Genomic DNA, 24,478 nt, shown 5'->3' with positions numbered 1-24,478 from the left:
CCCGCTCGAGTGCGAAGCGCTCGCCTTCGATGGGCTGCCAAAAACGGGTGGGGCTGCTTCGCAACCCAGCGGGAGCAAGCTCCCTCGCCACAGGTTATGCATGACTTTTCCCCAAGAGGATGCGCCCGCTCGAGCAGGTCGCCGTGTCGTTGCGATAAGCGAAATACAGTTTGCCGCGCGCCGGATCGAAGCGCAGGTGCAACTGGATTTCATCGCCGGGGCGCACCAGTTGCTGGAATTTCAACACTTCCATGCCGGCAAATGCGCCATCGAGCTTCAGCAATTGCCGGCCCAGGTTCAGCGCCCATTCCACTTGCACGACGCCGGGTAATACCGGCGCCTTGGGGAAGTGGCCGCTGAAATAGGCCAGGTCCGGCGGCACGCTCAGTTGCAGGCTCCACTCGCCCTCGGTTTCGCTTTGCTCAAGCACTTCGGGGGCTTTCGGCCGGGCGGCGAGCAGCAACGCTTCGACGGTGGCCTGGGGCAGTTTGCCCTGGCTGTTCAGGGGCAGCTGGCGCAGCAGGCGCCAGCGCCGGGGCAGGGCGAGGGCTTCGCAATGCTGGCTCAGGTGCTTGCGCAGGGTTTCGGTCAGGCCACGGCGGCCCTGTTCGCGCAATGCAAACAGCCCCGATTCGCTGAGCACCAGCAGAGCGCCGAGCGAGGCGCGGTTTTCCTGCACCACGCCCAGCCGCGCTTCCGCCACCCAATCATGCGCAACCAGGGCTTGTTCGAGCATGGGCAGCGAGATGCGTTTTTCTTCCAGTTTGACGATGCGGTCCAGCCGGCCCAGCAGTTCGAAACGCCCGTCGGCCTGGACGCGGGCGGCGTCGGCCGTATGCTCGACATGCCCGGCAGGCAAATAAGCTGAGGCGACCAGCAGCGCGCCGTCGCTGTCCTGGCTCAGTTCGACGCCGGCAAACGGCTGCCATAAAGGCTCGCCCTGACGCCAGGCAATACCGCCGGTTTCCGAGCTGCCGAGGATTTCCGTCGGCCATTGCTGCAGGCGCTGATGCAGGCTCTGCGCGGCCTCTGGCGGCAGCGCTCCGCCGGAGGAAAACACCCGGCGCACGGCGCTCAAGGCCGGCCAGTCGAGGTTGTCGCCCATGCGCTTGAGCAGCGCCGGACTGGCGACCCAGGCAAAGGCCGGATATTCGCGGCTGGCACGCTGCAAATCCTCGGGAAACGCCAGTTGCCGGCGCACCAACGAGCGCCCGGCGCACAACGGCCACAGCACTCGAAACAGCAAGCCGTAGATGTGCTGCGTGGCGACACTGCCGATGATGCAGGCCTGGCCGAGGTCTGCGCCCCATAGCTGCTCCAGCGCCTGGACTTCATTGGCCAGCTGGCGCAGGTTTTTGTCGATGCGCTTGGGTTCGCCGCTGGAGCCGGAGGTGCACAGGCTCAGGCGGCACTGATCGAGGTCCAGTTCGGCGCCCGCCAACCCGGCTTGGTGAAAGTCGCTCAAGTGCGCATCGCCAGGCTGATCGGTCAGCCAGCTATCGACTTCACCGGACCAGCGCTGGCGTGTCTGCGCCTGCAGGTCGGCGGGCAGCAACACGCTGGCGCCCGCGCGCCACGCGCCGAGCAGGGCGACTGCCAGATCGGCGGCATCTTCCAGATGCACGGCCAGGCGCTTCACGCCTTGCGCTTGCAGGCCGGCGGCAACGCTCAATGCCTGCTCGCACAGTTGCGCATGATCGATGGCCGGTGCGTGGCTGATTGCCCGCGCCGGCACAGCCTTGAGCAACAGCTGCTCAAGTTTTATCCAGTTCATGTACGGCCTCTTACCCGTTGTCGTATCAGCCATTCAATGGCAAACATCAGGCCGATCAATCCGTAGGAAATCAGGCCGGTGTACAACATCCACCAGTCCAGCGGCGCCCACAGCGTCAGAAGGGCAGCGCACAAACCGTTGCAAAAGAAAAACACACTCCAGGCCACCGTGACCTTGCGCGTATAGCGAATGGCAATGTCCGGTAGCTCAGGCTCACGCAACCGTGCCAGGCGCTCGACCATCGGCGGGCCGTATTTCAGGCTCAGGCTGAACAGCACCAGCATGAACCCGCTGATCAGCACCGGGTACCAGCGCAACAACAGCGGACTGTCGAACAGCGCCAGCAGCAGGCAGAACACGATTGCCGCGCCGGCCATCCACAGGCTGCCGGGTTTGCGCTCGCCGGTCAGTGCCCGCGCCAGCCACAGGCTGCCCAGCAGCAGACCGAACTGCCACGGCGCGAAGTGCTCCATACCGAAATACACCGCAAAGGGGTACAGCAGACCGGCCAGCAGCAGGCCCAGGCCGATCAGTCGGCTCATGTGGCCGGTTGAACCAGACGGAACACCGCCTCGACCACGTCACCGACGGTGCGCACCGACTTGAACTCCTCGGCGGCGATTTTCTTGCCGGTCTGACGTTTGATGTGATCGATCAGATCGACCGCGTCGATGCTGTCGATTTCCAGATCCTGATACAGGTTGGCGTCCATGCTGACCCGGCCGGGATCCAGTTCGAACAGTTCGACCAGGGCATCGCGCAGGGTGTTGAAGATATCGTCACGAGTTTGCATGGTCCGGTCTCAAGCTGCTTTGGCCGTGACGAAAGCCGCAAGGCTCGCCACGTTGGTGAAATGGTTGCGAGTGTCTTTGGCATCGGCGTCGATCTTGATGCCGTATTTTTTCTGGATCGCCAGACCCAGTTCCAGCGCGTCGACCGAGTCCAGACCCAGGCCTTCGCCAAACAGCGTCTGCTCGTCACCGATGTCGTCGGGGCCAACGTCTTCGAGGCCGAGGGCGTCGATGATCAGCAGTTTGATGTCACGCATCAGGTCAGGGTTGTTCAAATCGCTCATCTTCGGCGAGCTCCTTAATGAAATAGTCATGCAAATAGTCGTTGAGCTTGCGCGAGGCCTGCGGTGCCGGCCCCTGCGCGGCGAAGGTCTGTGGGTCTATATCGGCCCCGACGCGAAAACTGAAGTGCACGCGGCGGCGGGGAATGCGATACCAGGGTTCGGCTTTGGTCAGGGTGGTCGGGTTGACCTTGATGATCACCGGGGTAACGATTTTCGCACCGCGCAGGGCAATCGAAGCGGCGCCCCGATGAAAGGCCGGTGCCTGCCCGGGCTGGGTGCGGGTGCCCTCCGGGAAGATGATCAGGGTCTGGCCGTTGTGCAGCGACTCGGCGGCGGCATCGAGCATGTCCATGCTGCCGTCATTGCTGATGTATTCGGTGCGCCGCAGGGGGCCGCGGGTGAAAGGGTTCTCCCACAGGCTTTTCTTCACCACGCAATTGGCCTGGCGCACCAGACCGATCAGAAACACCACGTCGATCAACGAAGGGTGGTTGGCGATGATCATCTGTCCGGGGCGGCCGAGGCGTTCGGCGCCTTGGATGTCATAGGTCAGCACACCAGTGCGGGCCATGAACCGCACGAAAAACCAGAACAGCCGACTGACCGTCTGCCGCGCGCGCCGTCGATGCACCAGGGCATCGCCCGGCAGGCAGGCAAGCAGGGGAAACACCAGCAGACGCAGGCACAGGCCGCCAAGCCCGAACAGGGCGAAGCTCGCCGCGGTGGCGAGCAGGCGCCAGTAATAGGCGTCGCGGTTCTTCTCGGTCACGGGTTGCGTTGCCAGGTCCATACACGATTTTTCCAGGCATGTTGGCAATGGGTTTGCTGGCCGAGCAGGGTGCGCAGCAGGTTGAGCGCGTGCGGCCAGTGCGCCTTTGACTGGATTTTCGTGCTGCTGTTCAGCGTCAGCCGCCAGTCGGTACCGGCAGTGATCAGCAGCGCGAGTGCGTAGGGGAACGGCACATCGTCAATCCATTGCGAATACGCTTCAGGCGGTTGTTCTTCGGTCACGATCAGCAACACTGCCGGGGCACCTTCAGCGAGCAACGCCGCGGCTTCGAGCATGCCGTGTTCGAGGCCGTCGCCGGCGGCGGCAAGGGCGGTCATCTCGCTGGTTTCGCCACGCATGATCGACCACAGGCCGATGATCGCGTTGTGCACCGAGAGGCTGAACTGGGTCGGGGACAGCGGCTGGTCGGTTGCCAGGTCACTGAGGATGTCGAATGTGCGCGGCGTTTCGCCGTGCCGCGAGACGAACACCAATGGCAGGTTGTCGCGTCCCTCGGCCAGTGGCCAGCCAACGCTGAAAGCCATCCGCGCCAGACGGCTGAGGCGACGACGTTGCATGGCCGGCAGAAACGACACATCGGGCGCGGCATCGCTGCTCTGCAGCACCACCGGCTGTCGGCTCCAGGCCTGCCAGGCGTCCACGCTGTCGAGCCCCGGGGCCCATGCGCGCCATTGGGCGATGTTGAAGTTGATCACGGACATTCATCCCGCCCCTGCGGGCTTTCGTTGACGCGTTGGATCGCCAGCGCCGCAGCAGGCTTGGCTTGGCGCGTAGCGCCGGGTGGCGCGCATTATCCCGGTGCGACGGGTGTCTAGCAAATGCTGGTTACATTTTGCCCAACAAAATGTACTGAGCGGTTCGTTGGATAACTGTCACTTGGCCATTATCCAGAATCTCCGCGGCCTGTCTGTCAGGTGTCTCTGTATTCTCACGCGGTTTTTTCCACGCCCGGGTGTCGACATTTACACCTCAAGACGTAGTCCCTGTCCGTGGAGGTAGCGAAGCGAGGTCGCCCGCATCTACACTCGGTCATTCTTTGATACACGGAGGTTTGGTCATGCGGCGCGTGGTGTTCAATCAGAAAGGTGGCGTAGGCAAATCCAGCATCGCCTGCAACCTGGCCGCGGTCAGCGCCAGCGAGGGTTATCGCACGTTGTTGGTGGATCTCGATGCCCAGGCCAACTCCACTCAATACCTGACCGGGCTCACCGGTGACGACATCCCGATGGGCATCGCCGACTTCTTCAAGCAGACCCTGTCGTCGGGGCCGTTCTCGAAGAAGAATCAGGCGGATATCTACGAAACCCCGTTCGACAATCTCCACATCATCACCGCCACCGCCGAGCTGGCCGACCTGCAGCCCAAGCTTGAGGCCAAGCACAAGATCAACAAGCTGCGCAAGTTGCTGGATGAGCTGTCCGAAGACTACGACCGGATCTACCTCGACACCCCGCCGGCGCTGAATTTTTACGCGGTATCGGCACTGATCGCGGCGGATCGGGTGTTAATTCCCTTCGATTGCGACAGTTTCTCGCGTCAGGCGCTGTACGGCCTGATCGCCGAAATCGAAGAATTGAAGGACGACCACAACGAAGGTCTGGAAGTTGAAGGCATTGTGGTCAACCAGTTTCAGGCCCGCGCCAGCCTGCCGCAGCAGATGCTGGATGAGCTGATTGCCGAAGGGCTGCCAGTGTTGCCGGTGTACCTGAGCAGCTCGGTGCGCATGCGCGAATCCCACCAGGCGAGCATGCCGCTGATCCACCTCGATCCACGGCACAAGCTGACGCAGCAGTTTGTCGAACTGCACAATCTGCTGGAAGACCACTGATTCCCCGAATACACACTGCCCCCTGTAGGAGTGAGCCTGCTCGCGATAGCGTCCTTTCATCCAACGCAAATGTTGAATGTGACGGCCTCATCGCGAGCAGGCTCACTCCTACATTGGATTTGTGTGTGGTCAGATACCTTGGCTACGCAGCCAAGCCATCAGTTGCGGCAACGGAAACGCGGCACTTTGCCGTGCCACTTCCTTGCCGTTTTTAAACAGAATCAGGCTCGGGATCGAGCGAATCCCCAACTGCGCCGATAACTGGCGATTCGCCTCGCTGTCCAGTTTGGCCAGCCGACACTTGCCCGCCAACTGCGCCGCCGCCTGTTCGAACACCGGCGCAAACGACTTGCACGGCCCGCACCAGTCCGCCCACACGTCCACCAGCAACGGCAGATCGCCCTTGATCTGGCTGGCGTAGTCGCCTTGCGTGAGTTCAAAGGGTTTGCTCAACAGCACCGCAGATTTGCAGCGCCCGCACTTGGGGTGGTCAGCGAGGCGCTCGGCGGGGATGCGGTTGAGGCCGTTGCAGGTGGGGCAGGGGATGAGGAGAGGGGTTGTCATGAGCGAAATCCAGAAGAGAGCTGATAACACGTAGTTTGAGACGTTTGCTCATATTTTCAATCGTGCACGGTGCGAGGTTAGACCTAGGCTGAGATTTACCGGACGCACCGCTGGTCTGTCTGCCTCTATCGCACATTGCGATAATCGCACCCTTCGATTAACTTTCCATAGCAGAATGCGATAAGGATGTTGCATGCATGTGTTCAGCGAAAAACCCATCAGAGAGGCCAAGGAAAAATGGCCACAAACGGCAAGCGCACTGGCGCAGTGGTTTCGACTGGCAAAGAGAAGCTGTCCCAAGGACTTCTCGGCGATGAAATCGATATTTCCTGCGATCGACAAGGTGGGCCAGTTTCATGTCTTTGACCTGGGCGGCAACAAGCTGCGACTGATCGCTTTTGTCAGTTATCGATCGCAGAGGTTGTACATAAAATATGTTCTGGATCATCGCGAATATGATCGGGGCAAATGGAAGGAAGCGAAGGTATGAGCATTTTGATCAAGACAGTGGCTGAGCACTGGGAATATGTCGCGCCGCTGGTTCGCAAGCCGAAGAGCGAAGAGGATTACGACGTCTTGGTGCGGGCGGTCAATGAGATTCTCGAAATAACCGGGGAAGATGAATCGCATCCATTGATGAGCCTTTTGGACATCATCGGTGACTGGATCGAGGAATGGGATCGCACCCATCATCCGATGGCTGAAGCGAGCGGCGAAGAAGTGCTTGGCTATATGATGCGCGAACACGGCCTCACTCAGAGCGACCTTCCTGGCGTGGGTACTCAGTCCGTCGTTTCGGAGATTTTGAGCGGTAAGCGAAAGCTCAACCTGCGCCAGATCCGCTGGCTGGCTGAGCGTTTCAATGTACCGATCGAGGTGTTTATCTGAATCGATTCACGACGAGCAGCTGATCTCCAAATGCTTGCCCCATTCCGGCGGCCGCTCGGCATAACCTTCCATCCCTGGCTGCTCTTCGAACGGGTTGCTCAACACCGTGTGCAGTCGGCGAACCTCTGAGTAATCGCCTTGTTCGGCGGCGTCGATGGCTTTTTGTGCGAGGTAATTGCGCAGGATGTACAGCGGATTGACCGCGTGCATCCGCGCGCGGCGTTGTTCCTGGTCGGCATTGCCGTCGCGTGCCACCCGCGCGACATAACGCTCGCCCCAGATATCGAAACCCTTGATATCGACGAAGTCATCGCGCAGGCGGGCGACAGCCTGTTCGGCTGACGCTTCACCGAGTCGGCGGAAGAACAGCGTGTAATCGACGCCGCTGTTCTGCATCAGTTGCAGCAGGTTTTCCAGCAGCTGCTGATCGTCGTCTTCAGCGCTGGTGAAGCCGAAGCGGCGGCGCATCAAATCCAGGTAGTGGGCCTGAAACAGCGGCAGATACAGGCCAAGTGTTTCACGCAGGGCATCGACACTGATGAACGGCGTCAGCGCCTGGGCCAGGGCGCTGAGGTTCCATTGACCGACGGGCACCTGATTGCTGAACGAGTAGCGGCCCTGATCGTCTGAGTGGTTACAGATGAAGTGCGCATCGAAATCATCAAGGAAGGCGAACGGGCCGAAGTCGAAGGTGATGCCGAGGATCGACATGTTGTCGGTGTTCATCACGCCGTGGCAAAAGCCGTAGGCCTGCCACTTGGCGATCAGTTCGGCATTGCGCTCGACAATCTCGCGGAACATCGCCAGGTACGGTTCCGGTTGCTCGAGGCATTGTGGAAAATGCATCGCCAGTACGTGTTCGCCGAGCTGCTTTTGCTGCTCGGAGCGCTTGGTGTAATAGAAGTATTCAAAGTGGCCGAAGCGGATATGGCTGGGTGCCAGACGCAGCACCATCGCCGCGCGCTCCTGCTTTTCACGCCAGACCGGGGTGTCGGAGCCAATCACGCAGGCGGCGCGGGAAGAAGGAATGTTCAGCGCATGCAACGCTTCGGAGGCAAGGAATTCACGAATCGACGAGCGCAGCACCGCGCGGCCATCGCCCATGCGTGAGAACGGCGTCTGCCCGGCGCCCTTGAGGTGCAAGTCCCAGTGTTCGCCGGCGTTGTTGTACACCTCACCCAGCAACAAACCGCGACCGTCGCCCAACTGCGGGGTATAGCCGCCGAACTGATGGCCGGAATAAACCATCGCCCGTGGCTCGGCATCGGCCCACAGCTTGTGGCCGCCAAACACTTGCGCGAATTCTTCGGTTTCGGCGCTGGCCGGATCGAGGTCCAATAAGGCCAGGGCTGCCGGGCTGGCAACGACCAGACGCGGATTGTCGATCGGCTCGGGCAACACGTGAGTGGAGAACGCGTCGCCCAGGCGGGCGAAGCGGTTGTCGAAAGTCAGTTCGTCGAGGGCTTTCACGGGCCGGCTCCAGCAGAATGTCCGAGCATTCTGCTGGGACCATGACGGTTAGTCGAGTTTGCTCGGTGGCGGTTCCTGCAACGGTTTCTGCGCGTCGACGATCGGCACGATGGTTTTGTTCTCCGGCTCCACGGGCACCATCTTGTATTCCTGGCCGTGGAGGTTCTTCAGGTAAACCTCCATCTGCCGGAACGAAATGTTGATGTGCTGCTTCTTGAACTCGCGGTTGATGAAGCGGTTGACCTCGTCGAGCACCGGGTTGCGGTCGCCCAGATCGCGCACGTGCATGCGCAGTTCGTGATCGAGAGTGCTTTCGCCGAAGTTGAGGAAGTACACGTGCGGCTCTGGTTCCTTCAGCACGCGCGGGTTTTCGCGGGCAGCTTTGAGCAGCAGTTCCTTGACCAGATCCAGATCCGAGCCGTAATCGACGCCGAGTTTCAGTGTCACGCGGGTGATGGTGTCGGTCAGCGACCAGTTGATCAGTTGCCCGGTGATGAACGTCTTGTTTGGGACAATGATGTCCTTGCGATCGAAATCGGTGATGGTCGTGGCGCGGATGCGGATCTTGCTCACCGTGCCCGACAGGTTGCCGATGGTGATGGTGTCGCCGATCCGTACCGGGCGTTCGAACAGGATCATGATCCCGGAGATGAAGTTGGCAAATATCTCCTGCATACCGAAACCGAGACCCACCGACAGTGCCGCGACCAGCCACTGCAACTTGTCCCAGCTGACGCCGAGGGTCGACAGTGTGGTGACAAAGCCGACGCCGGCAATCACGTACGACAGCAGCGTCGTTGTGGCGTAAGCACTGCCCTGGGCCAGATTGAGCTTGGACAGCACAAACACTTCGAGCAGACCCGGCAAGTTGCGTGCGAGGGCGAAGGTGATACCGATGATGATCAGCGCGCCGAGCATGTCGCCGATGCTGATCGGCACCATGCTCATGTTGGCGCCAGTGCCGCTGGTGTATTCGTAGAGGGTGATGTTGTCCAGGTACGAAAACACCGAGATCAGGTCCGACCAGACCCAGTACAGCGCCGCGATGAAACCGCCGAGCAGGGCCAGGCGGATCAGGCGCAGGGATTGTTCGTTGACCTTTTCGATGTCCAGGGTTGGTTCTTCGATCACCGCTTCGCCGTCGCCGGCTTCTTTGGCTGCCTGCCGTTTGGCCAGGGCGCGCTGGTAAGCCAGACGCCGCGCGGCCACGCTCAGGCCGCGAACGAAGGTGGCTTCAATCACCAGCCAGAACATCAGCAGGTACAGGGTGTTGATCAAACGATCGCTGAGTTTCAGCGCGGTGTAGTAGTAGCCGAAGCACACCGCGACGAACAGGGCGATCGGCAGCAGGGTGAACATCACACCCACGGCCTTGCGGAACAGCGAGGCATTCTGGTGCGTCGGGCTGCTGATCAGCAGGCGGCTGAGCAGCCACGCCATCAGCGCGTAGCAAGTCAGCACCACCGGCATGCCGAGTACGTCGTCGGCGAGTGCCGCCGGTTGCAGTTCGGCGACGGCGACCACGGCCACCAGCGCCATGACCACCAGGCCCAGTCGGCGCACCCAGCCCTGAAGAAATTCGACCTGCGGTTTCTCCCAGCGAAAGTGCAATTCCGCCACGCCGCCCGGCGCGAGAATCCGGTAAGCGGTGTAGAACACCAGCCAGGCCTGGCCCATTTGCAATAGCGCCGCGCCCATATTGGCGTTCTGTCCACGGGCGTCGATCTGCAACGCCAGACCGCACAGCGCCAGGCCCAGTGCCACCGGCATCGCCAGCAGGATATTGATCAGGATCGCCTGAGGCGTGTGCCACTGGCTGTCGCGCTTGAAGTGGCCGATGTCCTGGTGAACCTTGTTCAGCCTTCCATACAGACTTTTGCGTCGCCACAGCAGTGCGCCGATCAGCAGCGCCAGCGGCAGGAACAGCAATGGCCGCTGGGTCAGGCCATCGGTCAGCTCGCTCAGGCTCGACGCCCATGGCAGGGTGTTGACCTGTCGTTGCAGGCGTTCCGGCACGCCGCGCATCCACTCAACGTCCAGTGGCTTGTTGCTGGGGATCCAGAACATTTGCTCATCGAGGGTCGCACGCAGGCTTTGCGCGGTGCTCAGCAGTTGTTTCTGATTGAGCTGCAGGGTGATCGACTCATTGAGCATCGCGCTCAGTTCGCGGTTCAGTCGTTCCAGCAAGTCAGTGCGGGTGTTGGCCAGCTCCAGCAGGCTCTTGCGCAGTTGCGGGGTGACCTGCTCCGGCGGCTGCGTGGCGAGCAAGTTGTCGACATAGGTCGCCGGGTTGCTCAGCAGCTCGCGTTGTTGGCTGACATCGAACTGATAGAGGCGAATATCGGCGATCTGGTCGGCGAGGTCGCGGTCAACCTTCAAGTGCGGCAGGGCCTGTTTCTGCTTGTAGAGAATTTTCGACAGCAGCAGGCTGCCCTTGAGCACGGCGATCTGCTCGTCCAGCGCCGAATCGCTCTGGGTCAGGGTGTCGAGTTGCTGTTTGGTCTGCAGGTTCTGCTGGGTAACTTCGTTGAGACGATCGGTGCTTTTGAGCAAGTAGTCCGACAGTTTCAGGTTGGTGGCGCTCTCACTCGCCAGCAGGCTGCTGCCGCCGGCCTTCTGCGCTTCGATCGATTGCTGGGTGACGGTTTCCTGTGACTGCGCGAGACGCTTCTGGTTGATCAGGGTTTGCAGTTCCTGAATCTCGCGATCGAGGCGGTCGGATTTCTCCGAGAGCAAGTCGTGCTGGGCATTGCCCAGATCCTGCAACTGGGTATTGCCGGCCAGTTCCTGACGGCGCAGCGGAATCAGCGCATTGAGGGCGGCCAGCTCGGCATTCAACTGGTCGCGCTGTTCGGCGGTGACCGTTTTACCGGTGTCCTTGCCGGACTTGAGGATGTTGTTGATCTGCTGAATGCGCGTCTGGCTGGCGGAAATCTCCGCTTGCGCGCGCTCGGGCCGGGTCTGCGCCGTGATGATCAGGCTGTTGGCCTCGGCCAGGGCTTTTTGCAGGTCACTCTGCTGGGTCGAACGATCCGTGAGGATCTGCTCCAACTGCTGGATGGACTCCTTGGGAAAGCGCTGCGCCACCGGCACCACTGGCGTCGCTTTGAGGCGTGTCAGCTCGCGGGTGTTTTCGATGGTCTGCTTGGGCGCGGTCGCCAGTTGCTGTTTGAGGTCGATCAGCTTCTGCTCGTACTCGCGCTCGCTGTTCAGCTGATTGAGCGTGTTCTGCAGGACGGTTTGCATTGCCTTTTTATCGGCATCCGGCAGTTTGCTGTCGGCCAGCTTGTCGAGGCTGGCCTGCACGGCGTCGCTGGACGGTGGTTCGGCGGCGTACAGCGGGCCGACAGTAAGACTCAGGCCCAGCAGGGCCGCGGCGAAAAAGGAGCGCAGGGTAGGCATAGAGACCGGTCAAGCAAGTGAGAGTGGAGGCAGTTTAGAGGAAGAGTCCGGGGCCCGGGCGACTTCCTTCGGGGAATCTGACGCCCACTTTGCCGATCTTGTTCCCGTCCATGACCGCAACCGTCCAGTGGGTGTTGTTCCACTCCACCTGGTCGCCGACGATGGGGGCACCACCGACTTTCTGCGCAATGAAGGCACCCAGGGTCATGTCCGGATCGATGCCTTCAGCCGGCAAGCCATAGAGAGCGGCAACCGCTTTAAGCTGGGCGTCTCCTTCGAGCACAAAGTCACCGAAGAAGCGCAGATCGAGGCCCCGTTGCGGCGCCTGGCTGAACAGTTTGCCGAGGGCTGGCAGGTTGTGTTCGTGGCCAATAACACACAGCAAATCATCAACTTCCAGCACCGTACTACCCGACGGATGGAGCAGTTGCTGGCCACGAAACAGCGCGGCGATACGCGTGCCTTCGGGCATTTTCAGCTCGCGCAGGGGCGAACCGATGCACCATTTCTCCGCGCCGAGCTTGTAAACGAACAGTTCCCACTCACTGGTCACGTGTACTTCCAGCGCCGCCCGGGAAATCGGCGCGGGCTCCGGCGGTACGGTCACCTTGAGCAGCTTGGCGACCCACGGCAGGCTCGTGCCCTGCACCAGCAGCGACACCAGCACAATGAAGAAGGCGAGGTTGAAGTACAGCTGCGCCTGCGGCAGACCGGCCATCAGCGGGAACACCGCGAGAATGATCGGCACCGCGCCGCGCAGGCCGACCCAGGAAATAAACGCTTTCTCGCGACCGTGGAACGCCTTGAACGGCAGCAGACCGACCATCACTGACAGCGGCCGCGCGAACAGGATCATCCACAGCGCCAGACCGAGGGCAGGCACGGCGATCGGCAACAAATCATGCGGCGTGACCAGCAGGCCCAGCACCAGGAACATGCCGATCTGCGCCAGCCACGCCATGCCGTCGAGCATGTGCAAGATGCCGTGGCGGCTACGCACCGGGCGGTTGCCGATGACCAGGCCGCACAGATAAACAGCGAGGAAGCCACTGCCGTGCAAGGCGTTGGTCAGCGCGAACACCACCAGGCCGCCAGCGATGATCAGGATCGGATACAGCCCGGCCGCGAGGTTGATGCGGTTGACCAGTTGCAGCATCACCCAGCCGCCGCCCAGACCGATCACGCCACCAATGCCGAACTCGCGGATCAGGTGCGTGAGCAGGCTCCAGTGCAGGCCGGTCTGGCCGCTGGCAAGCATGTCGATCAAGGTGACGGTGAGAAACACCGCCATCGGATCGTTGCTGCCGGATTCGATTTCCAGACTGGCGCTGACCCGTTCGTTCAGCCCTTTGCCGCCGAGCAGCGAGAACACCGCAGCAGCGTCGGTCGAGCCAACAATGGCGCCGATCAGCAGGCCCTGAATCAGATTGAGGTCGAACAGCCACGCGGCGGCCATGCCGGTCAGCCCGGTGGTGATCAACACCCCGACCGTGGCCAGCGACAGCGCCGGCCATAACGCCACGCGAAAGCTGGAAACGCGTGTGCGCAAGCCGCCGTCGAGGAGGATGACCGCCAGTGCGAGGTTGCCGACCAGATAGGCCGTCGGGTAATTATCGAAAATGATCCCGCCGCCATCGACCCCGGCGGCCATGCCGACCGCGAGAATAATGACCAGAATCGGAATGCCGAGGCGCGAGGAAAGGGAACTGACAAGAATGCTTGCGCCTACCAGCAACGCGCCGATCAAGAACAGGCTGTTGATGGTCGTCGCATTCAAAGGCAGTACTCCAGAAGCGGAAAGACGGGGCACAAACTGACCATGCAGTCTACGTGCCAGCGATTCTAACCTGTTGAAATGTGATGCTGTCAAAAAGCTTTTCGGCAACATCCCCTGAAAGTGCGGCGAGTGATGATTGTGGCGAGGGGATTTATCCCGTTAGACGGCGCAGCCGTCGTAAAACCGATGTAAGCGGGTCTTCAGATGAAATCGCATACGCGTTTTTGGGGCGGCTTCGCCACCCAACGGGGATAAATCCCCTCGCCACAGGGGAGTTTCGGCTGCTATCTCATGGGTGCGTTACAGGCTGAACCGCCCAACCATGTTGTTCAGGTCCAGCGCCAGGCGCGACAGCTCATTGCTCGCCGCACTGGTCTGATTCGCCCCGGTCGCCGATTGCACCGACAGGTCACGGATGTTGACCAGGTTGCGGTCGACTTCCCGCGCCACCTGCGCCTGCTCTTCGGCCGCGCTGGCGATCACCAGGTTGCGCTCATTGATCTCGACGATGGCGCTGTTGATGGTGTCCAGCGACATCCCGGCGCCACGGGCGATGTTCAGCGTCGACTCGGCGCGCTCGGTGCTGTTGCGCATCGAATCCACGGCGTGTTCGGTGCCGCTCTGAATGCTGCCGATCATCCGCTCGATTTCGCTGGTCGATTGCTGGGTGCGATGGGCCAGGGCACGCACTTCATCCGCCACCACCGCGAAACCACGACCGGCCTCGCCAGCACGTGCGGCTTCAATCGCCGCGTTCAGCGCCAGCAGGTTGGTCTGGTCGGCCAGGCCGCGGATCACATCAAGGACTTTGCCGATGTCACGGGACTCGTTGGCCAGATCGCCGATCAGCGAAGCGGTGCTCTGCACGTCAGCGCTCATGCGTTCGATGGCGCTGACGGTTTCCTGGACTAGATCGCGACCGTCGCCGGCCGAGGTGGTGGCGTTCTTTGAAGCTTCCGAGGTGCTGACCGCATTGCGTGCGACTTCTTCCACGGCGCTGGTCATCTCGTTGACGGCAGTGGCGGCCTGTTCGATTTCGTTGTTTTGCTGTGTCAGGCCGCGAGCGCTTTCATCGGTGACGCTGTTCAATTCTTCGGCGGCGGACGCCAGTTGCGTGGCCGAACCGGAAATACGCTGCAAGGTGTCACGCAGCTTGGATTGCATCTTCGCCATGGCCGCCAGCAGGCGTCCGGCTTCATCTTCACCATCGACATGGATCGGCTGGGTCAGGTTGCCCTCGGCGATGGTCTCGGCAGCTTCCAGTGCTTTCGAAATCGGCTTGGTGATGCTCACCGTCAGCAGCCAGGCGAACAGCAGCGTCAGGCCGCTGGCGATCACCAGCAGCGTGACGACCAGATCGAACGACATCGAGTACTGATCCTTGGCGCCTTGGTCGGTCTCCGCGATCTGCTGGGTGTTGATCTCCAGCAAACGTGCCAGAGCGGTGTTCACCGCTTCAGAGTTGGTCAGCAAATCGCTGTTGAGCATCTGCCGCAGTTCGTCGACCTGATTGTTGCGCGATAAGGTTTTCATGCGCTCTTCGAGCTGACGGTACTGCGCCAGCAACTGCACGTACTGATCGTACGCCGAACGTTCCTCGGGGCTGGAGATCAGCGGCTCGTAAGCCCGTTGCGCATCGGAAATCTGGCGGTTGCGCATGTCGAACAGTTCGATGGTTTTCTGCTGCACGTCCGCTTCACGGTTGATCAGCAGGCGATATGACAACACGCGCAGGCGCAGGGTCAGTTGGGTGAATTCGTCGAGGGCCTTGATCGATGGCACGCTGGCGGTGGCGATGTTTTCGCCGGCCGCGCGAATTTTGCTCATCTGGTTCAAGGCGAACACGCCGAGAATCAACATCAGGCCGCCGATCAGGGCGAAACCGGTGAACGCCCGTGGGGCGATATTCATATTGCGAAGGGACATGGGCGGATACCGAAAAGGGCCGCATCCATGCGGGTTGAGCTGCTGTATGGCTGACTTATCGGTCATACGACTAAAGTCTTGAGTCGGTGTGCGCATTTGTCGCAGCGGGTGCGGGGCGACGAAGTGCAGGAACCAGATCGGCAGATCACAGTCTTTTAAACTCGCGGGAACGGTCCGCCGCCAGGAAAATCAAGGCTTTGCAGCGGTTTAACCCTGGCATCTGTGGTGACTTTTCTTTATCGTACGCGCCCTTTGAAAAACGCTTGGAAGATCAAAATGTTGGAAGCATCCCTCAGCCAATTGGAACAGCTCGTCAGCGACCTGGTGCAACAGAACCAGACCCTCGCGCAGACCAACCAGACCCTGTCCACGGAACTGGCCCAGGCCAAGGATGAAAACGAAAGCCTGCAACTGAACCTGATGGAGCAGGAAGAAAAGCACGGTGCCACTGCCGCACGCATTCAAGCCCTGGTCGACCGCGTCAACGCCGGTCCTGTCAGCGCATGAACCACGGCACAGCAGGGGTAAAAGTCATCTCCATTCTCGGGGAGGACTATTCGATCAAGGCACCGGCCGGGGAAGAACAGACCCTGCTGGACGCGGCCATGATGCTCAAGGCCACGCTGGAAGACACCAAGCGCAAATACCCGACCCTGATCGGCGACCGCTTGCTGGTGCTCGCGGCAATGAACCTGTGCTCGCAGCAGATCGATATGAAGAAACAGCACCAGGAAGAACTCGACCGTTACCAAGAGCAAGTCAGCGCCACGGTCGACACCATCGCCAAGACCATTAATCAGGGTTGATCCGGTCGCTGGTGCGCAGATGAGTGGGTTCACGCTGAGCTGATGTGTCGTCAGCCCCGGCCCTTTCGCGGGCAAGCCCGCTCCCACAAGTATCGTGGTGATTCACTGAGTGCGTGAGCGCCACGAAACCCTGTGGGAGCGGGCTTGCCCGCGAAGACGGAATCAGCCGCTACGCATAATCCGGATCAGAACCATGCATCCTGCATCCCCAGGCACGTATCGTCCCGCGCCTCCAGCAAGTCCAGCTCATGCTGGCAACCCGGCACTTCCCACGTCAGAAAGTACCGCGCCGCCTGCAGCTTGCCCTTATAGAAATCGGCGTCCGCCGCAGTGCCTTTTGCCAGACCTTCTTCGGCGCGAATCGCTTGCTCCAGCCAGCGCCAGCCGATCACCGTGTGCCCGAACACCTTCAGATACAGCGCCGAATTCGCCAAGCTGCTGTTGACCTTGCCTTGCGCCAGATCGGTCAACAAACCGAGGGTCACGGTTTGCAGGCGCGCCACCAGTTTTTCCAGCGGTTCGCGCAGTGCGGTCAACGAATCGTACGCCGTGGAGCGCTCGCCCGTGGCAGCGATCAGGCGGATTAACTGTTTCAACCCCGCGCCACCGTTCTGCGCCAGCTTGCGTCCAAGCAAATCCAGCGACTGGATGCCATGAGTGCCTTCGTGAATCGGGTTCAGGCGGTTGTCGCGGTAATACTGCTCCACCGGATATTCACGGGTGTATCCGTGACCGCCGAGAATCTGGATCGCCAGTTCGTTGGCCTTCAGGCAAAACTCCGACGGCCAGGATTTGACGATTGGCGTCAGCAGGTCCAGCAGCTCATGGGCCTGTTTGCGCTCGGCTTCGGTTTCAAGGGTGGTGGTGTCATCGAACAACCGCGCCGCATACAGGCCGAGGTCGAATGCCCCTTCGACGTAGGATTTTTGCGTCAACAGCATGCGTCTGACATCGGCGTGCTGAATGATCGCCACCGGCGCCGTCGTCGGGTCCTTGCTGTCCGGCACCCGACCTTGTGGCCGTTCGCGGGCGTATTCGAGCGAGTACAGATAACCGGCATAACCAAGCATCACCGCGCCCATGCCAACGCCGATCCGCGCTTCGTTCATCATCTGGAACATGTAGCTCAGGCCGTGGTGCGGCTTGCCCACCAGATAACCGACGCACTCGCCGTTATCGCCGAAGTTCAGCGCCGTGGACGTGGTGCCGCGCCAGCCCATCTTGTGGAACAGCCCGGCCAGCAGTACATCGTTGCGCTGGCCGAGACTGCCGTCGTCGTTGACCAGAAACTTCGGCACGATGAACAGCGAAATGCCTTTTACCCCCGGCGGCGCGTCCGGCAGCTTGGCGAGGACCATGTGCACGATGTTTTCCGACAGCGGATGGTCGCCGCCGGATATGAAGATCTTGTTGCCCTTGAGGCGATACGTGCCGTCAGACGCAGGCTCGGCGCGGGTACGAATATCCGACAGCGACGAACCGGCATGCGGCTCGGTCAGGGCCATGGTGCCGAAGAAGCGGCCATCGATCATCGGTTGCAGGAAACGCTGTTTCTGCTCGTTGGTGCCGAAGCTCTCGATCAGATTCGCCGCGCCCATGGTCAGAAACGGATACGAGGTCGACGCAGCGTTGGCCGATTGGAAATGCGCGAAGCAGGCTTGCGACAGCAAGGTCGGCAGTTGCATGCCGCCGGCCTCGAAGCTTCGCGCGGCGTTGAGGAAGCCGGCCTCGAGGAAGGCATCCACCGCCGGTTTCACTTCGGGGATAAGAATCGCCTTGCCGTTTTCATAGCGCGGTTCGTTTTCATCGCCCTTGCGGTTGTGCGGGGCGAAGTACTTTTCAGCAATGCTGCGCGCCGTGCCGATGGCTGCATCGAACGTCTCGCGATTGTGCTCGGCAAAGCGCTCGCGCCGGGTCAGGCCCTCGGCATCAAGGACTTCGTACAGCTCGAAAGCCAGATTGCGGGAACTGAGCAGCGTCTCGGACATGGTGGCTTACCTGAAAATGAGGTTGGGCCGAGTCTAGGCGGGCTGATGATGGCTGAACAGGAAGATTGATGGCGGTGATGCAGAGGTGAGGGTGACACTAATCAATGTAGGAGTGAGCCTGCTCGCGATAGCGGTCTGTCAGACCAATGCATGTGTCTGGCAGACCGCTATCGCGAGCAGGCTCACTCCTACAGGGGATTTCATTTCCAGGCGGCCATTGCGGTCGCCTGAATTTACAGCGGTTTAGCCGATGGTCATCAGACTGGCATTACCGCCCGCCGCAGCCGTGTTAACGCTCAGCGCCCGCTCGATCACCAGGCGTTCCAGAGCAATGTTGGTCTCGCCCTGGGACAAGCCCTGAACCCCAACGATTGCTCCGCCACGCTGGGCGATCTGCTGGCAAACGGCACGCAACTGGTCGGAATGGCCATGATGCAGAACCGCATCGAACACCACCTCGTCCTTGTTCCAGTCAGCAACCCGCTTGATGCGTGCCTGAACTTCTTTCGGCAGACGTGCCAGCAAGGTTTTGGTCACTTCGGACTCCGGCCATACCGCCGAGCCGCCAACGGCCAATACCGCAGCCAGTTGCGTCAGCAGATCGCCTTCGACTTCTGCCAGACACAGCACGTGCTCGCGCGGCAGGATCGCGTAGCTGTTTTTCTCACCGGTCGGGCCGGCCAGCACGCGGGTGATGCCGCTCTGCGATTGCGCCGCGTACTGCACGCACAGAGCGCTCAGCTCAGCGAACTGGTTGTTGTCGGCCCAGGCTTTCAAGGCGTTCAGCGGTTGGCGCATGGCTTCGCGCAGACGAACGTCCGGCGCTACGGCAGCATCGCCGCGAGCGAAGGATTGTTCGATTGCGTCGGTCGGACGCGTTGACAGCAAGCGGTACAGATACAGCGGGCCGCCGGCTTTCGGGCCGGTCCCCGACAGGCCTTCGCCGCCGAACGGCTGCACGCCGACCACGGCTCCGACGATGTTGCGGTTGACGTAGACGTTGCCGGCGTTGACGTTGTCGATGACCTTGGCGATGGTCTCGTCGATGCGCGTGTGCACGCCCAGAGTCAGGCCATAACCGGACGCGTTGATCTGAGCGATCAATTGGTCGATCTCTTTACGCTTGTAACGCACCACGTGCAGGACCGGCCCGAAGATCTCGCGTTGCAGCTCGTCGAAGCTTTCCAGCTCGATCAACGTCGGCATGACGAAGGTGCCGCGCTTGACTTCTTCGCTGTCGGCAATCGCCACCTGGTACACGTTGCGACCTTTGTCGCGCATGCCCTGAATGTGTCTGTCGATGCCAGCCTTGGCTTCGGCGTCGATCACCGGGCCGATGTCCACGGACAGGCGCTCGGGGTTGCCGAGACGGCTTTCAGCCATGGCACCCTTGAGCATTTCGATGACGCGATCGGCGGAATCTTCCTGCAGGCACAGCACGCGCAGCGCCGAGCAGCGCTGGCCGGCGCTGTCGAAGGCCGAGGACACCACGTCGATCACCACCTGTTCGGTGAGTGCCGAGGAGTCGACGATCATCGCGTTCTGGCCGCCGGTTTCGGCGATCAGCGGAATCGGCCGGCCCTGGCTGTCGAGACGGCCAGCGATGTTGCGTTGCAGCAGACGCGCGACTTCGGTGGAACCGGTGAACATCACGCCTTTGACGCGTTCGTCGCCGACCAGACCGGCGCCGACGGTTTCACCGCGACCCGGTAGCAGTTGCAGCACGCCTTCAGGAATCCCGGCTTCGAGCAGCAAGCGCACGGCTTGAGCCGCCACCAGCGGAGTCTGTTCGGCCGGTTTTGCCAGGACCGGGTTACCGGCGGCCAGTGCGGCGGCGACCTGACCACTGAAGATTGCCAGCGGGAAGTTCCACGGGCTGATGCAGACCACCGGACCCAGTGGGCGGTGGGCGTCGTTGCTGAAATCGTTGCGGGCCTGCACCGCGTAATAACGCAGGAAGTCGACCGCTTCGCGCACTTCGGCGATAGCGTTGGCGAAAGTCTTGCCAGCTTCGCGAGCCAACAGGCCCATCAGCGGTTGGATCTCGCCTTCCATCAAGTCCGCGGCACGTTCCAGAATGGCGGCACGTTCGGCTGGCGGAGTGGCCTGCCAGATCGGTGCGGCATTCAGCGCGCATTGGATGGCGTTGTCGACGTCTTCGACCGTGGCTTCCTGGACGTGGCCGACCACATCGCGGTGGTCCGCCGGGTTCAGCACGGCAGCAGGCGCTTCGTTGCTGGACGCGCAACCAAGCATCGGTGCGGCTTTCCAGTCGTTGTGCGCGGTTGCCAGTAAGGCGCAGGACAGCGAGGCCAAGCGATGTTCGTTGGCCATGTCGATGCCGCTGGAGTTGGCGCGCTCGGCACCGTACAGGTCACGCGGCAGCGGGATGCGCGGGTGCGGCAGGCCGAACCCACCTTCCACGGTCGCCATCTGCTCGATCTGCGCCACCGGATCGGCCACCAGTTCCTGAATCGAAATCGACTGGTCGGCGATGCGGTTGACGAACGAGGTGTTGGCGCCGTTTTCCAGCAAGCGTCGAACCAGATAGGCCAGCAGGGTTTCGTGGGTGCCGACCGGTGCGTACACGCGGCACGGACGGTTCAGCTTGCCTTCGGAAACTTTGCCTACAACCTGCTCGTAGAGCGGTTCGCCCATACCGTGCAGGCACTGGAATTCGTACTGGCCGGGGTAATAGTTCTGACCGGCAATGTGGTAAATCGCCGACAGGGTGTGGGCATTGTGCGTGGCGAATTGCGGGTAGATGACTTCCGGCACCGACAGCAGTTTGCGAGCGCAGGCGATATAGGAAACGTCGGTGTACACCTTGCGGGTGTAGACCGGATAGCCTTCCAGGCCTTCAACCTGGGCGCGCTTGATTTCGCTGTCCCAGTAGGCGCCCTTGACCAGACGGATCATCAGGCGATGGCGGCTACGGCGGGCCAGATCGATCACGTAGTCGATCACGTACGGGCAACGCTTCTGGTAGGCCTGAATGACGAAGCCGATGCCGTTCCAGCCGGTCAGCTGTGGCTCGAAGCACAGGCGCTCAAGCAGATCCAGCGACAGTTCGAGGCGGTCGGCTTCTTCGGCGTCGATGTTCAGGCCGATGTCGTATTGCTTGGCCAGCAAGGTCAGCGACAACAGGCGCGGGTACAACTCGTCCATCACCCGCTCGTACTGCGCGCGGCTGTAGCGTGGGTGCAGGGCTGAGAGTTTGATGGAGATGCCCGGGCCTTCATAAATCCCACGGCCGTGAGAGGCTTTGCCGATCGAGTGGATCGCTTGTTCGTACGAGGCCAGGTATTTTTGTGCGTCGACTTCGGTGAGTGCGGCTTCACCGAGCATGTCGTAGGAATAACGGAAGCCCTTGGCTTCGAACTTGCTCGCGTTGGCCAGGGCTTCGGCGATGGTTTCGCCGGTGACGAACTGCTCGCCCATCAGCCGCATGGCCATGTCGACGCCCTTGCGGATCATCGGCTCGCCGCTCTTGCCGATGATGCGGCTCAGCGATGACGTCAGGCCGGCTTCGTTGTGCGTGGAGACCAGTTTGCCGGTCAGCAGCAGACCCCAGGTCGCTGCGTTGACGAACAGCGACGGGCTGTTGCCCAGGTGCGGATGCCAGTTGCCGGTGCTGATCTTGTCGCGAATCAGCGCATCGCGGGTGCCCTTGTCGGGAATACGCAGCAGCGCTTCGGCCAGGCACATCAACGCCACGCCTTCCTGGGACGACAGGGAAAATTCCTGCAGCAGGCCCTGAACAATGCCCGCACGGCCGCCGGCACTTTTCTGGTTACGCAGTTTTTCGGCGATGGTCGCGGCCAGTTTGTTGGTGGCTTCGGCCATTGCTGCCGGCAGGCGTGCCTGCTCGATCAGCATCGGCACCACTTCCGGTTCAGGACGACGGTAAGCGGCGGTGATCGATGCACGCAGAACCGACTGCGGCAGAATGCTCTCGGCGAATTCGAGGAAGCATTGGTGGGCGTGATCGGTGTGTACTTCGCCGGCGTCGTCGACGTCCTTGGCAGTCAAACCGTTCAGCTCGGTCAGGGTTGCACCACCCTCGAGTTTTTCCAGGTAATTGAAAATTGCCTGCTTGATCAGCCAGTGCGGCGTGCGATCAATCGAGGTTGCGGCGGCCTTAAGGCGCTCGCGGGTCGGGTCATCGAGTTTGACCCCAAGGGTGGTGGTAGCCATATTTTTATCCTCATGGTTGCCACAGTTGCGTGGCATCAGCTGGCGGCAAGATTAGCCCTGCGTCGATTGAGGTGCAACCGGGTGCAACCCTTTTTTTGCCGGAATAATAGGCAACTCGTCAGGAATTGATTTCTCGTACCAGCGTACTGCTCCGGTTTGGTGCTTTTGCTTCTAGCAAAGGGCCACGACTGCCATAAAAGGGAGCAAAAACGGGGTGTTTGTCGATAAAACCGACTAGGTGCAACTTATTCTCACGAAACTGGTTGCACCTTATTTGATTTGTTGCATAGCATTCGCGCCCTAGGTGCAACCGGGAATAACCCGAAGCACCGGCTGATGGCTTTCCTGGGGAAACATCAGTCTTAAATGCGCGGGATCCCGGATCGTCTGCCAAACGTCGTCGTTTGCGAGCGGTTCACCACCGCCGCTACATAAAAACAAAGCCAGGGCGTAACTCAATGAGCGTAAGCAATCCAACCCTGATCACGTTCGTGATCTACATCGCAGCAATGGTGCTGATCGGCTTGATGGCCTATCGCTCCACCAACAACCTTTCTGACTATATTCTGGGCGGTCGCAGCCTGGGCAGCGTGGTTACTGCGCTGTCGGCCGGTGCCTCCGACATGAGCGGCTGGTTGTTGATGGGCCTGCCGGGCGCCATCTACATGTCCGGTCTCTCCGAAAGCTGGATCGCTATCGGTCTGATCGTCGGTGCCTACTTGAACTGGCTGTTCGTTGCCGGCCGTCTGCGTGTGCAGACCGAGCATAACGGCGATGCCCTGACCCTGCCGGACTACTTCTCCAGCCGTTTCGAAGATAAAAGCGGCTTGCTGCGGATTATCTCGGCGGTGGTGATTCTGGTGTTCTTCACCATCTATTGCGCATCCGGCATCGTCGCCGGTGCCCGTCTGTTCGAAAGCACCTTCGGCATGTCTTACGAGACCGCGCTGTGGGCCGGTGCTGCGGCGACGATTGCCTACACCTTTATCGGTGGTTTCCTGGCGGTGAGCTGGACTGACACCGTACAAGCCACGCTGATGATTTTCGCGCTGATTCTGACGCCGATCATCGTCCTGCTGGCCACTGGCGGCGTCGACACCACGTTCCTGGCCATCGAAGCTCAGGATCCAAGCAACTTCGATATGCTCAAAGGCACCACGTTCATCGGCATCATTTCGCTGATGGGCTGGGGCCTGGGCTACTTCGGTCAGCCGCACATCCTCGCGCGTTTCATGGCAGCGGATTCGGTGAAATCGATTGCCAATGCCCGTCGCATCTCCATGACCTGGATGATTCTGTGCCTGGGCGGCACCGTGGCCGTGGGCTTCTTCGGTATCGCGTACTTCTCGGCGCACCCGGAAGTCGCCGGTCCCGTTACCGAAAACCCTGAGCGTGTGTTCATCGAACTGGCCAAGATTCTCTTCAACCCATGGGTTGCCGGTGTGCTGCTGTCCGCCATCCTGGCTGCCGTGATGAGTACCCTGAGCTGCCAGTTGCTGGTGTGCTCGAGTGCCCTGACCGAAGACTTCTACAAGACGTTCCTGCGTAAATCCGCTTCGCAACTGGAGCTGGTCTGGGTCGGTCGCGCCATGGTGCTGCTGGTGGCACTGATCGCTATCGCGCTGGCCGCCAACCCGGACAACCGCGTACTGGGCCTGGTGTCCTACGCCTGGGCCGGTTTCGGTGCTGCATTCGGTCCGGTTGTCCTGATCTCGGTGGTCTGGAAAGAGATGACACGCGACGGCGCACTGGCCGGTATCCTGGTCGGCGCGATCACCGTAGTGGTCTGGAAGCATTTCGAACTGTTGGGTCTGTACGAAATCATCCCGGGCTTCATCTTCGCCAGCCTGGCTATCTACATCGTCAGCAAGATGGGCGAGCCGAGCCGAGGCATGGTTGAGCGCTTCGAAGCGGCGGAAAAAGATTTCAAGCTGAACAAATGATGCACTGAGCTTCGGCTCACAGGAAAACGGCCCGTCTCCTACCGGAGGCG

18 protein-coding genes and 2 pseudogenes are annotated in these 24,478 nt (G+C 60.9%); 6 read left to right on the top strand and 14 right to left on the bottom strand.

What is annotated here, in order from left to right; all coding sequences use genetic code 11:
- Positions 1–94: 94 nt before the first annotated feature.
- Genes HU739_RS15375 through HU739_RS15350 form a run of 6 tightly spaced genes read right to left on the bottom strand, consistent with a single transcriptional unit; the run spans position 95 to position 4,340 of the window.
- Positions 95–1,774 (bottom strand): acyl-CoA synthetase family protein, encoded by a 1,680-nt coding sequence (locus HU739_RS15375; RefSeq protein ID WP_186549474.1) that lies wholly within the window; start codon positions 1,772–1,774, stop codon positions 95–97.
- Positions 1,771–2,316: a COG4648 family protein gene (locus HU739_RS15370; RefSeq protein WP_186549472.1), complete on the bottom strand. Its 546-nt coding sequence runs from the start codon at positions 2,314–2,316 to the stop codon at positions 1,771–1,773. The genes HU739_RS15375 and HU739_RS15370 overlap by 4 nt, the downstream gene beginning before the upstream one ends.
- Positions 2,313–2,567, bottom strand: coding sequence for an acyl carrier protein (locus tag HU739_RS15365; protein ID WP_186549470.1), 255 nt, complete (start codon positions 2,565–2,567; stop codon positions 2,313–2,315). The genes HU739_RS15370 and HU739_RS15365 overlap by 4 nt, the downstream gene beginning before the upstream one ends.
- A 9-nt stretch (positions 2,568–2,576) precedes the next feature.
- The gene (locus HU739_RS15360) at positions 2,577–2,849 is read right to left on the bottom strand and encodes a phosphopantetheine-binding protein (RefSeq protein ID WP_186549468.1); all 273 of its coding nucleotides are present in this window, start codon (positions 2,847–2,849) and stop codon (positions 2,577–2,579) included.
- Complete coding sequence (locus HU739_RS15355; protein ID WP_186549465.1) at positions 2,827–3,639, bottom strand: lysophospholipid acyltransferase family protein; 813 nt, start codon at positions 3,637–3,639, stop codon at positions 2,827–2,829. The genes HU739_RS15360 and HU739_RS15355 overlap by 23 nt, the downstream gene beginning before the upstream one ends.
- Positions 3,615–4,340 carry a beta-ketoacyl synthase chain length factor gene (locus HU739_RS15350; RefSeq protein ID WP_186549463.1) on the bottom strand — a complete coding sequence of 242 codons (726 nt, stop codon included), beginning with the start codon at positions 4,338–4,340 and terminating at the stop codon, positions 3,615–3,617. The genes HU739_RS15355 and HU739_RS15350 overlap by 25 nt, the downstream gene beginning before the upstream one ends.
- 356 nt (positions 4,341–4,696) lie before the next feature.
- On the opposite strand from HU739_RS15350, the gene HU739_RS15345 reads away from it, so the two are divergent.
- Positions 4,697–5,467 carry a ParA family protein gene (locus HU739_RS15345; protein WP_024011296.1) on the top strand — a complete coding sequence of 257 codons (771 nt, stop codon included), beginning with the start codon at positions 4,697–4,699 and terminating at the stop codon, positions 5,465–5,467.
- A gap of 129 nt (positions 5,468–5,596) precedes the next feature.
- Here the strand turns inward: HU739_RS15345 and trxC are convergent, their stop codons facing one another.
- Positions 5,597–6,031: a thioredoxin TrxC gene (gene trxC / locus HU739_RS15340; RefSeq protein WP_186549461.1), complete on the bottom strand. Its 435-nt coding sequence runs from the start codon at positions 6,029–6,031 to the stop codon at positions 5,597–5,599.
- A gap of 193 nt (positions 6,032–6,224) precedes the next feature.
- Here trxC and HU739_RS15335 point away from each other — a divergent pair, with 193 nt between their 5' ends.
- Together HU739_RS15335 and HU739_RS15330 are read left to right on the top strand one after the other, a co-directional pair.
- Positions 6,225–6,521 (top strand): type II toxin-antitoxin system HigB family toxin, encoded by a 297-nt coding sequence (locus HU739_RS15335; protein WP_186549459.1) that lies wholly within the window; start codon positions 6,225–6,227, stop codon positions 6,519–6,521.
- Positions 6,518–6,919, top strand: coding sequence for a helix-turn-helix domain-containing protein (locus tag HU739_RS15330; protein WP_186549457.1), 402 nt, complete (start codon positions 6,518–6,520; stop codon positions 6,917–6,919). The genes HU739_RS15335 and HU739_RS15330 overlap by 4 nt, the downstream gene beginning before the upstream one ends.
- Positions 6,920–6,925: 6 nt before the next feature.
- Here HU739_RS15330 and selO read toward each other — a convergent pair whose 3' ends face one another.
- From selO to HU739_RS27050, 5 genes and pseudogenes are all read right to left on the bottom strand, one after another.
- Entirely contained in the window at positions 6,926–8,389 is a 1,464-nt protein-coding gene (gene selO / locus HU739_RS15325; RefSeq protein ID WP_186549455.1) for a protein adenylyltransferase SelO, read from the bottom strand.
- 48 nt (positions 8,390–8,437) lie between these two features.
- Complete coding sequence (gene mscK / locus HU739_RS15320; protein WP_186549453.1) at positions 8,438–11,791, bottom strand: mechanosensitive channel MscK; 3,354 nt, start codon at positions 11,789–11,791, stop codon at positions 8,438–8,440.
- A 34-nt stretch (positions 11,792–11,825) separates the two neighbouring features.
- The gene (locus tag HU739_RS15315; protein WP_186549451.1) at positions 11,826–13,568 is read right to left on the bottom strand and encodes a potassium/proton antiporter; all 1,743 of its coding nucleotides are present in this window, start codon (positions 13,566–13,568) and stop codon (positions 11,826–11,828) included.
- A 300-nt stretch (positions 13,569–13,868) separates the two neighbouring features.
- Positions 13,869–14,468: pseudogene (locus HU739_RS27055) on the bottom strand (methyl-accepting chemotaxis protein); the annotation flags it as partial.
- 303 nt (positions 14,469–14,771) lie between these two features.
- Positions 14,772–15,428, bottom strand: a pseudogene (locus HU739_RS27050) (MCP four helix bundle domain-containing protein); the annotation flags it as partial.
- 342 nt (positions 15,429–15,770) lie between these two features.
- On the opposite strand from HU739_RS27050, the gene HU739_RS15305 reads away from it, so the two are divergent.
- Positions 15,771–16,001, top strand: coding sequence for a hypothetical protein (locus HU739_RS15305; RefSeq protein WP_007909525.1), 231 nt, complete (start codon positions 15,771–15,773; stop codon positions 15,999–16,001).
- Positions 15,998–16,300, top strand: coding sequence for a cell division protein ZapA (locus HU739_RS15300; RefSeq protein WP_186549447.1), 303 nt, complete (start codon positions 15,998–16,000; stop codon positions 16,298–16,300). The genes HU739_RS15305 and HU739_RS15300 overlap by 4 nt, the downstream gene beginning before the upstream one ends.
- A gap of 185 nt (positions 16,301–16,485) precedes the next feature.
- Here HU739_RS15300 and HU739_RS15295 read toward each other — a convergent pair whose 3' ends face one another.
- Positions 16,486–18,288 (bottom strand): acyl-CoA dehydrogenase, encoded by a 1,803-nt coding sequence (locus HU739_RS15295; RefSeq protein ID WP_186549446.1) that lies wholly within the window; start codon positions 18,286–18,288, stop codon positions 16,486–16,488.
- A gap of 243 nt (positions 18,289–18,531) precedes the next feature.
- The gene (gene putA, locus HU739_RS15290) at positions 18,532–22,485 is read right to left on the bottom strand and encodes a trifunctional transcriptional regulator/proline dehydrogenase/L-glutamate gamma-semialdehyde dehydrogenase (protein ID WP_186549445.1); all 3,954 of its coding nucleotides are present in this window, start codon (positions 22,483–22,485) and stop codon (positions 18,532–18,534) included.
- 458 nt (positions 22,486–22,943) lie between these two features.
- Here putA and putP point away from each other — a divergent pair, with 458 nt between their 5' ends.
- On the top strand, positions 22,944–24,428 hold the full coding sequence (gene putP, locus HU739_RS15285) for a sodium/proline symporter PutP (RefSeq protein WP_186549444.1): 1,485 nt from the start codon (positions 22,944–22,946) through the stop codon (positions 24,426–24,428).
- The last annotated feature ends 50 nt before the right edge of the window (positions 24,429–24,478 follow it).

The sequence above is a fragment of the Pseudomonas hamedanensis genome (genome assembly GCF_014268595.2).
In the GTDB taxonomy this organism is placed as follows: Bacteria; Pseudomonadota; Gammaproteobacteria; order Pseudomonadales; family Pseudomonadaceae; genus Aquipseudomonas; species Aquipseudomonas hamedanensis.
Note: the sequence above shows the minus strand (reverse complement) of the source record. Positions and strands in the feature narration are given on the sequence as shown.

Coding starts and splice junctions, on each gene's coding strand:
- HU739_RS15360 (WP_186549468.1), bottom strand. CDS start 2,849: ATGAGCGATTTGAACAACCCTGACCTGATGCGTGACATCAAACTGCTG.
- mscK (WP_186549453.1), bottom strand. CDS start 11,791: ATGCCTACCCTGCGCTCCTTTTTCGCCGCGGCCCTGCTGGGCCTGAGT.
- HU739_RS15345 (WP_024011296.1), top strand. CDS start 4,697: ATGCGGCGCGTGGTGTTCAATCAGAAAGGTGGCGTAGGCAAATCCAGC.
- trxC (WP_186549461.1), bottom strand. CDS start 6,031: ATGACAACCCCTCTCCTCATCCCCTGCCCCACCTGCAACGGCCTCAAC.
- putP (WP_186549444.1), top strand. CDS start 22,944: ATGAGCGTAAGCAATCCAACCCTGATCACGTTCGTGATCTACATCGCA.
- HU739_RS15335 (WP_186549459.1), top strand. CDS start 6,225: ATGCATGTGTTCAGCGAAAAACCCATCAGAGAGGCCAAGGAAAAATGG.
- HU739_RS15300 (WP_186549447.1), top strand. CDS start 15,998: ATGAACCACGGCACAGCAGGGGTAAAAGTCATCTCCATTCTCGGGGAG.
- HU739_RS15365 (WP_186549470.1), bottom strand. CDS start 2,567: ATGCAAACTCGTGACGATATCTTCAACACCCTGCGCGATGCCCTGGTC.
- HU739_RS15330 (WP_186549457.1), top strand. CDS start 6,518: ATGAGCATTTTGATCAAGACAGTGGCTGAGCACTGGGAATATGTCGCG.
- HU739_RS15350 (WP_186549463.1), bottom strand. CDS start 4,340: ATGTCCGTGATCAACTTCAACATCGCCCAATGGCGCGCATGGGCCCCG.
- HU739_RS15355 (WP_186549465.1), bottom strand. CDS start 3,639: ATGGACCTGGCAACGCAACCCGTGACCGAGAAGAACCGCGACGCCTAT.
- HU739_RS15295 (WP_186549446.1), bottom strand. CDS start 18,288: ATGTCCGAGACGCTGCTCAGTTCCCGCAATCTGGCTTTCGAGCTGTAC.
- HU739_RS15375 (WP_186549474.1), bottom strand. CDS start 1,774: ATGAACTGGATAAAACTTGAGCAGCTGTTGCTCAAGGCTGTGCCGGCG.
- HU739_RS15305 (WP_007909525.1), top strand. CDS start 15,771: ATGTTGGAAGCATCCCTCAGCCAATTGGAACAGCTCGTCAGCGACCTG.
- HU739_RS15370 (WP_186549472.1), bottom strand. CDS start 2,316: ATGAGCCGACTGATCGGCCTGGGCCTGCTGCTGGCCGGTCTGCTGTAC.
- putA (WP_186549445.1), bottom strand. CDS start 22,485: ATGGCTACCACCACCCTTGGGGTCAAACTCGATGACCCGACCCGCGAG.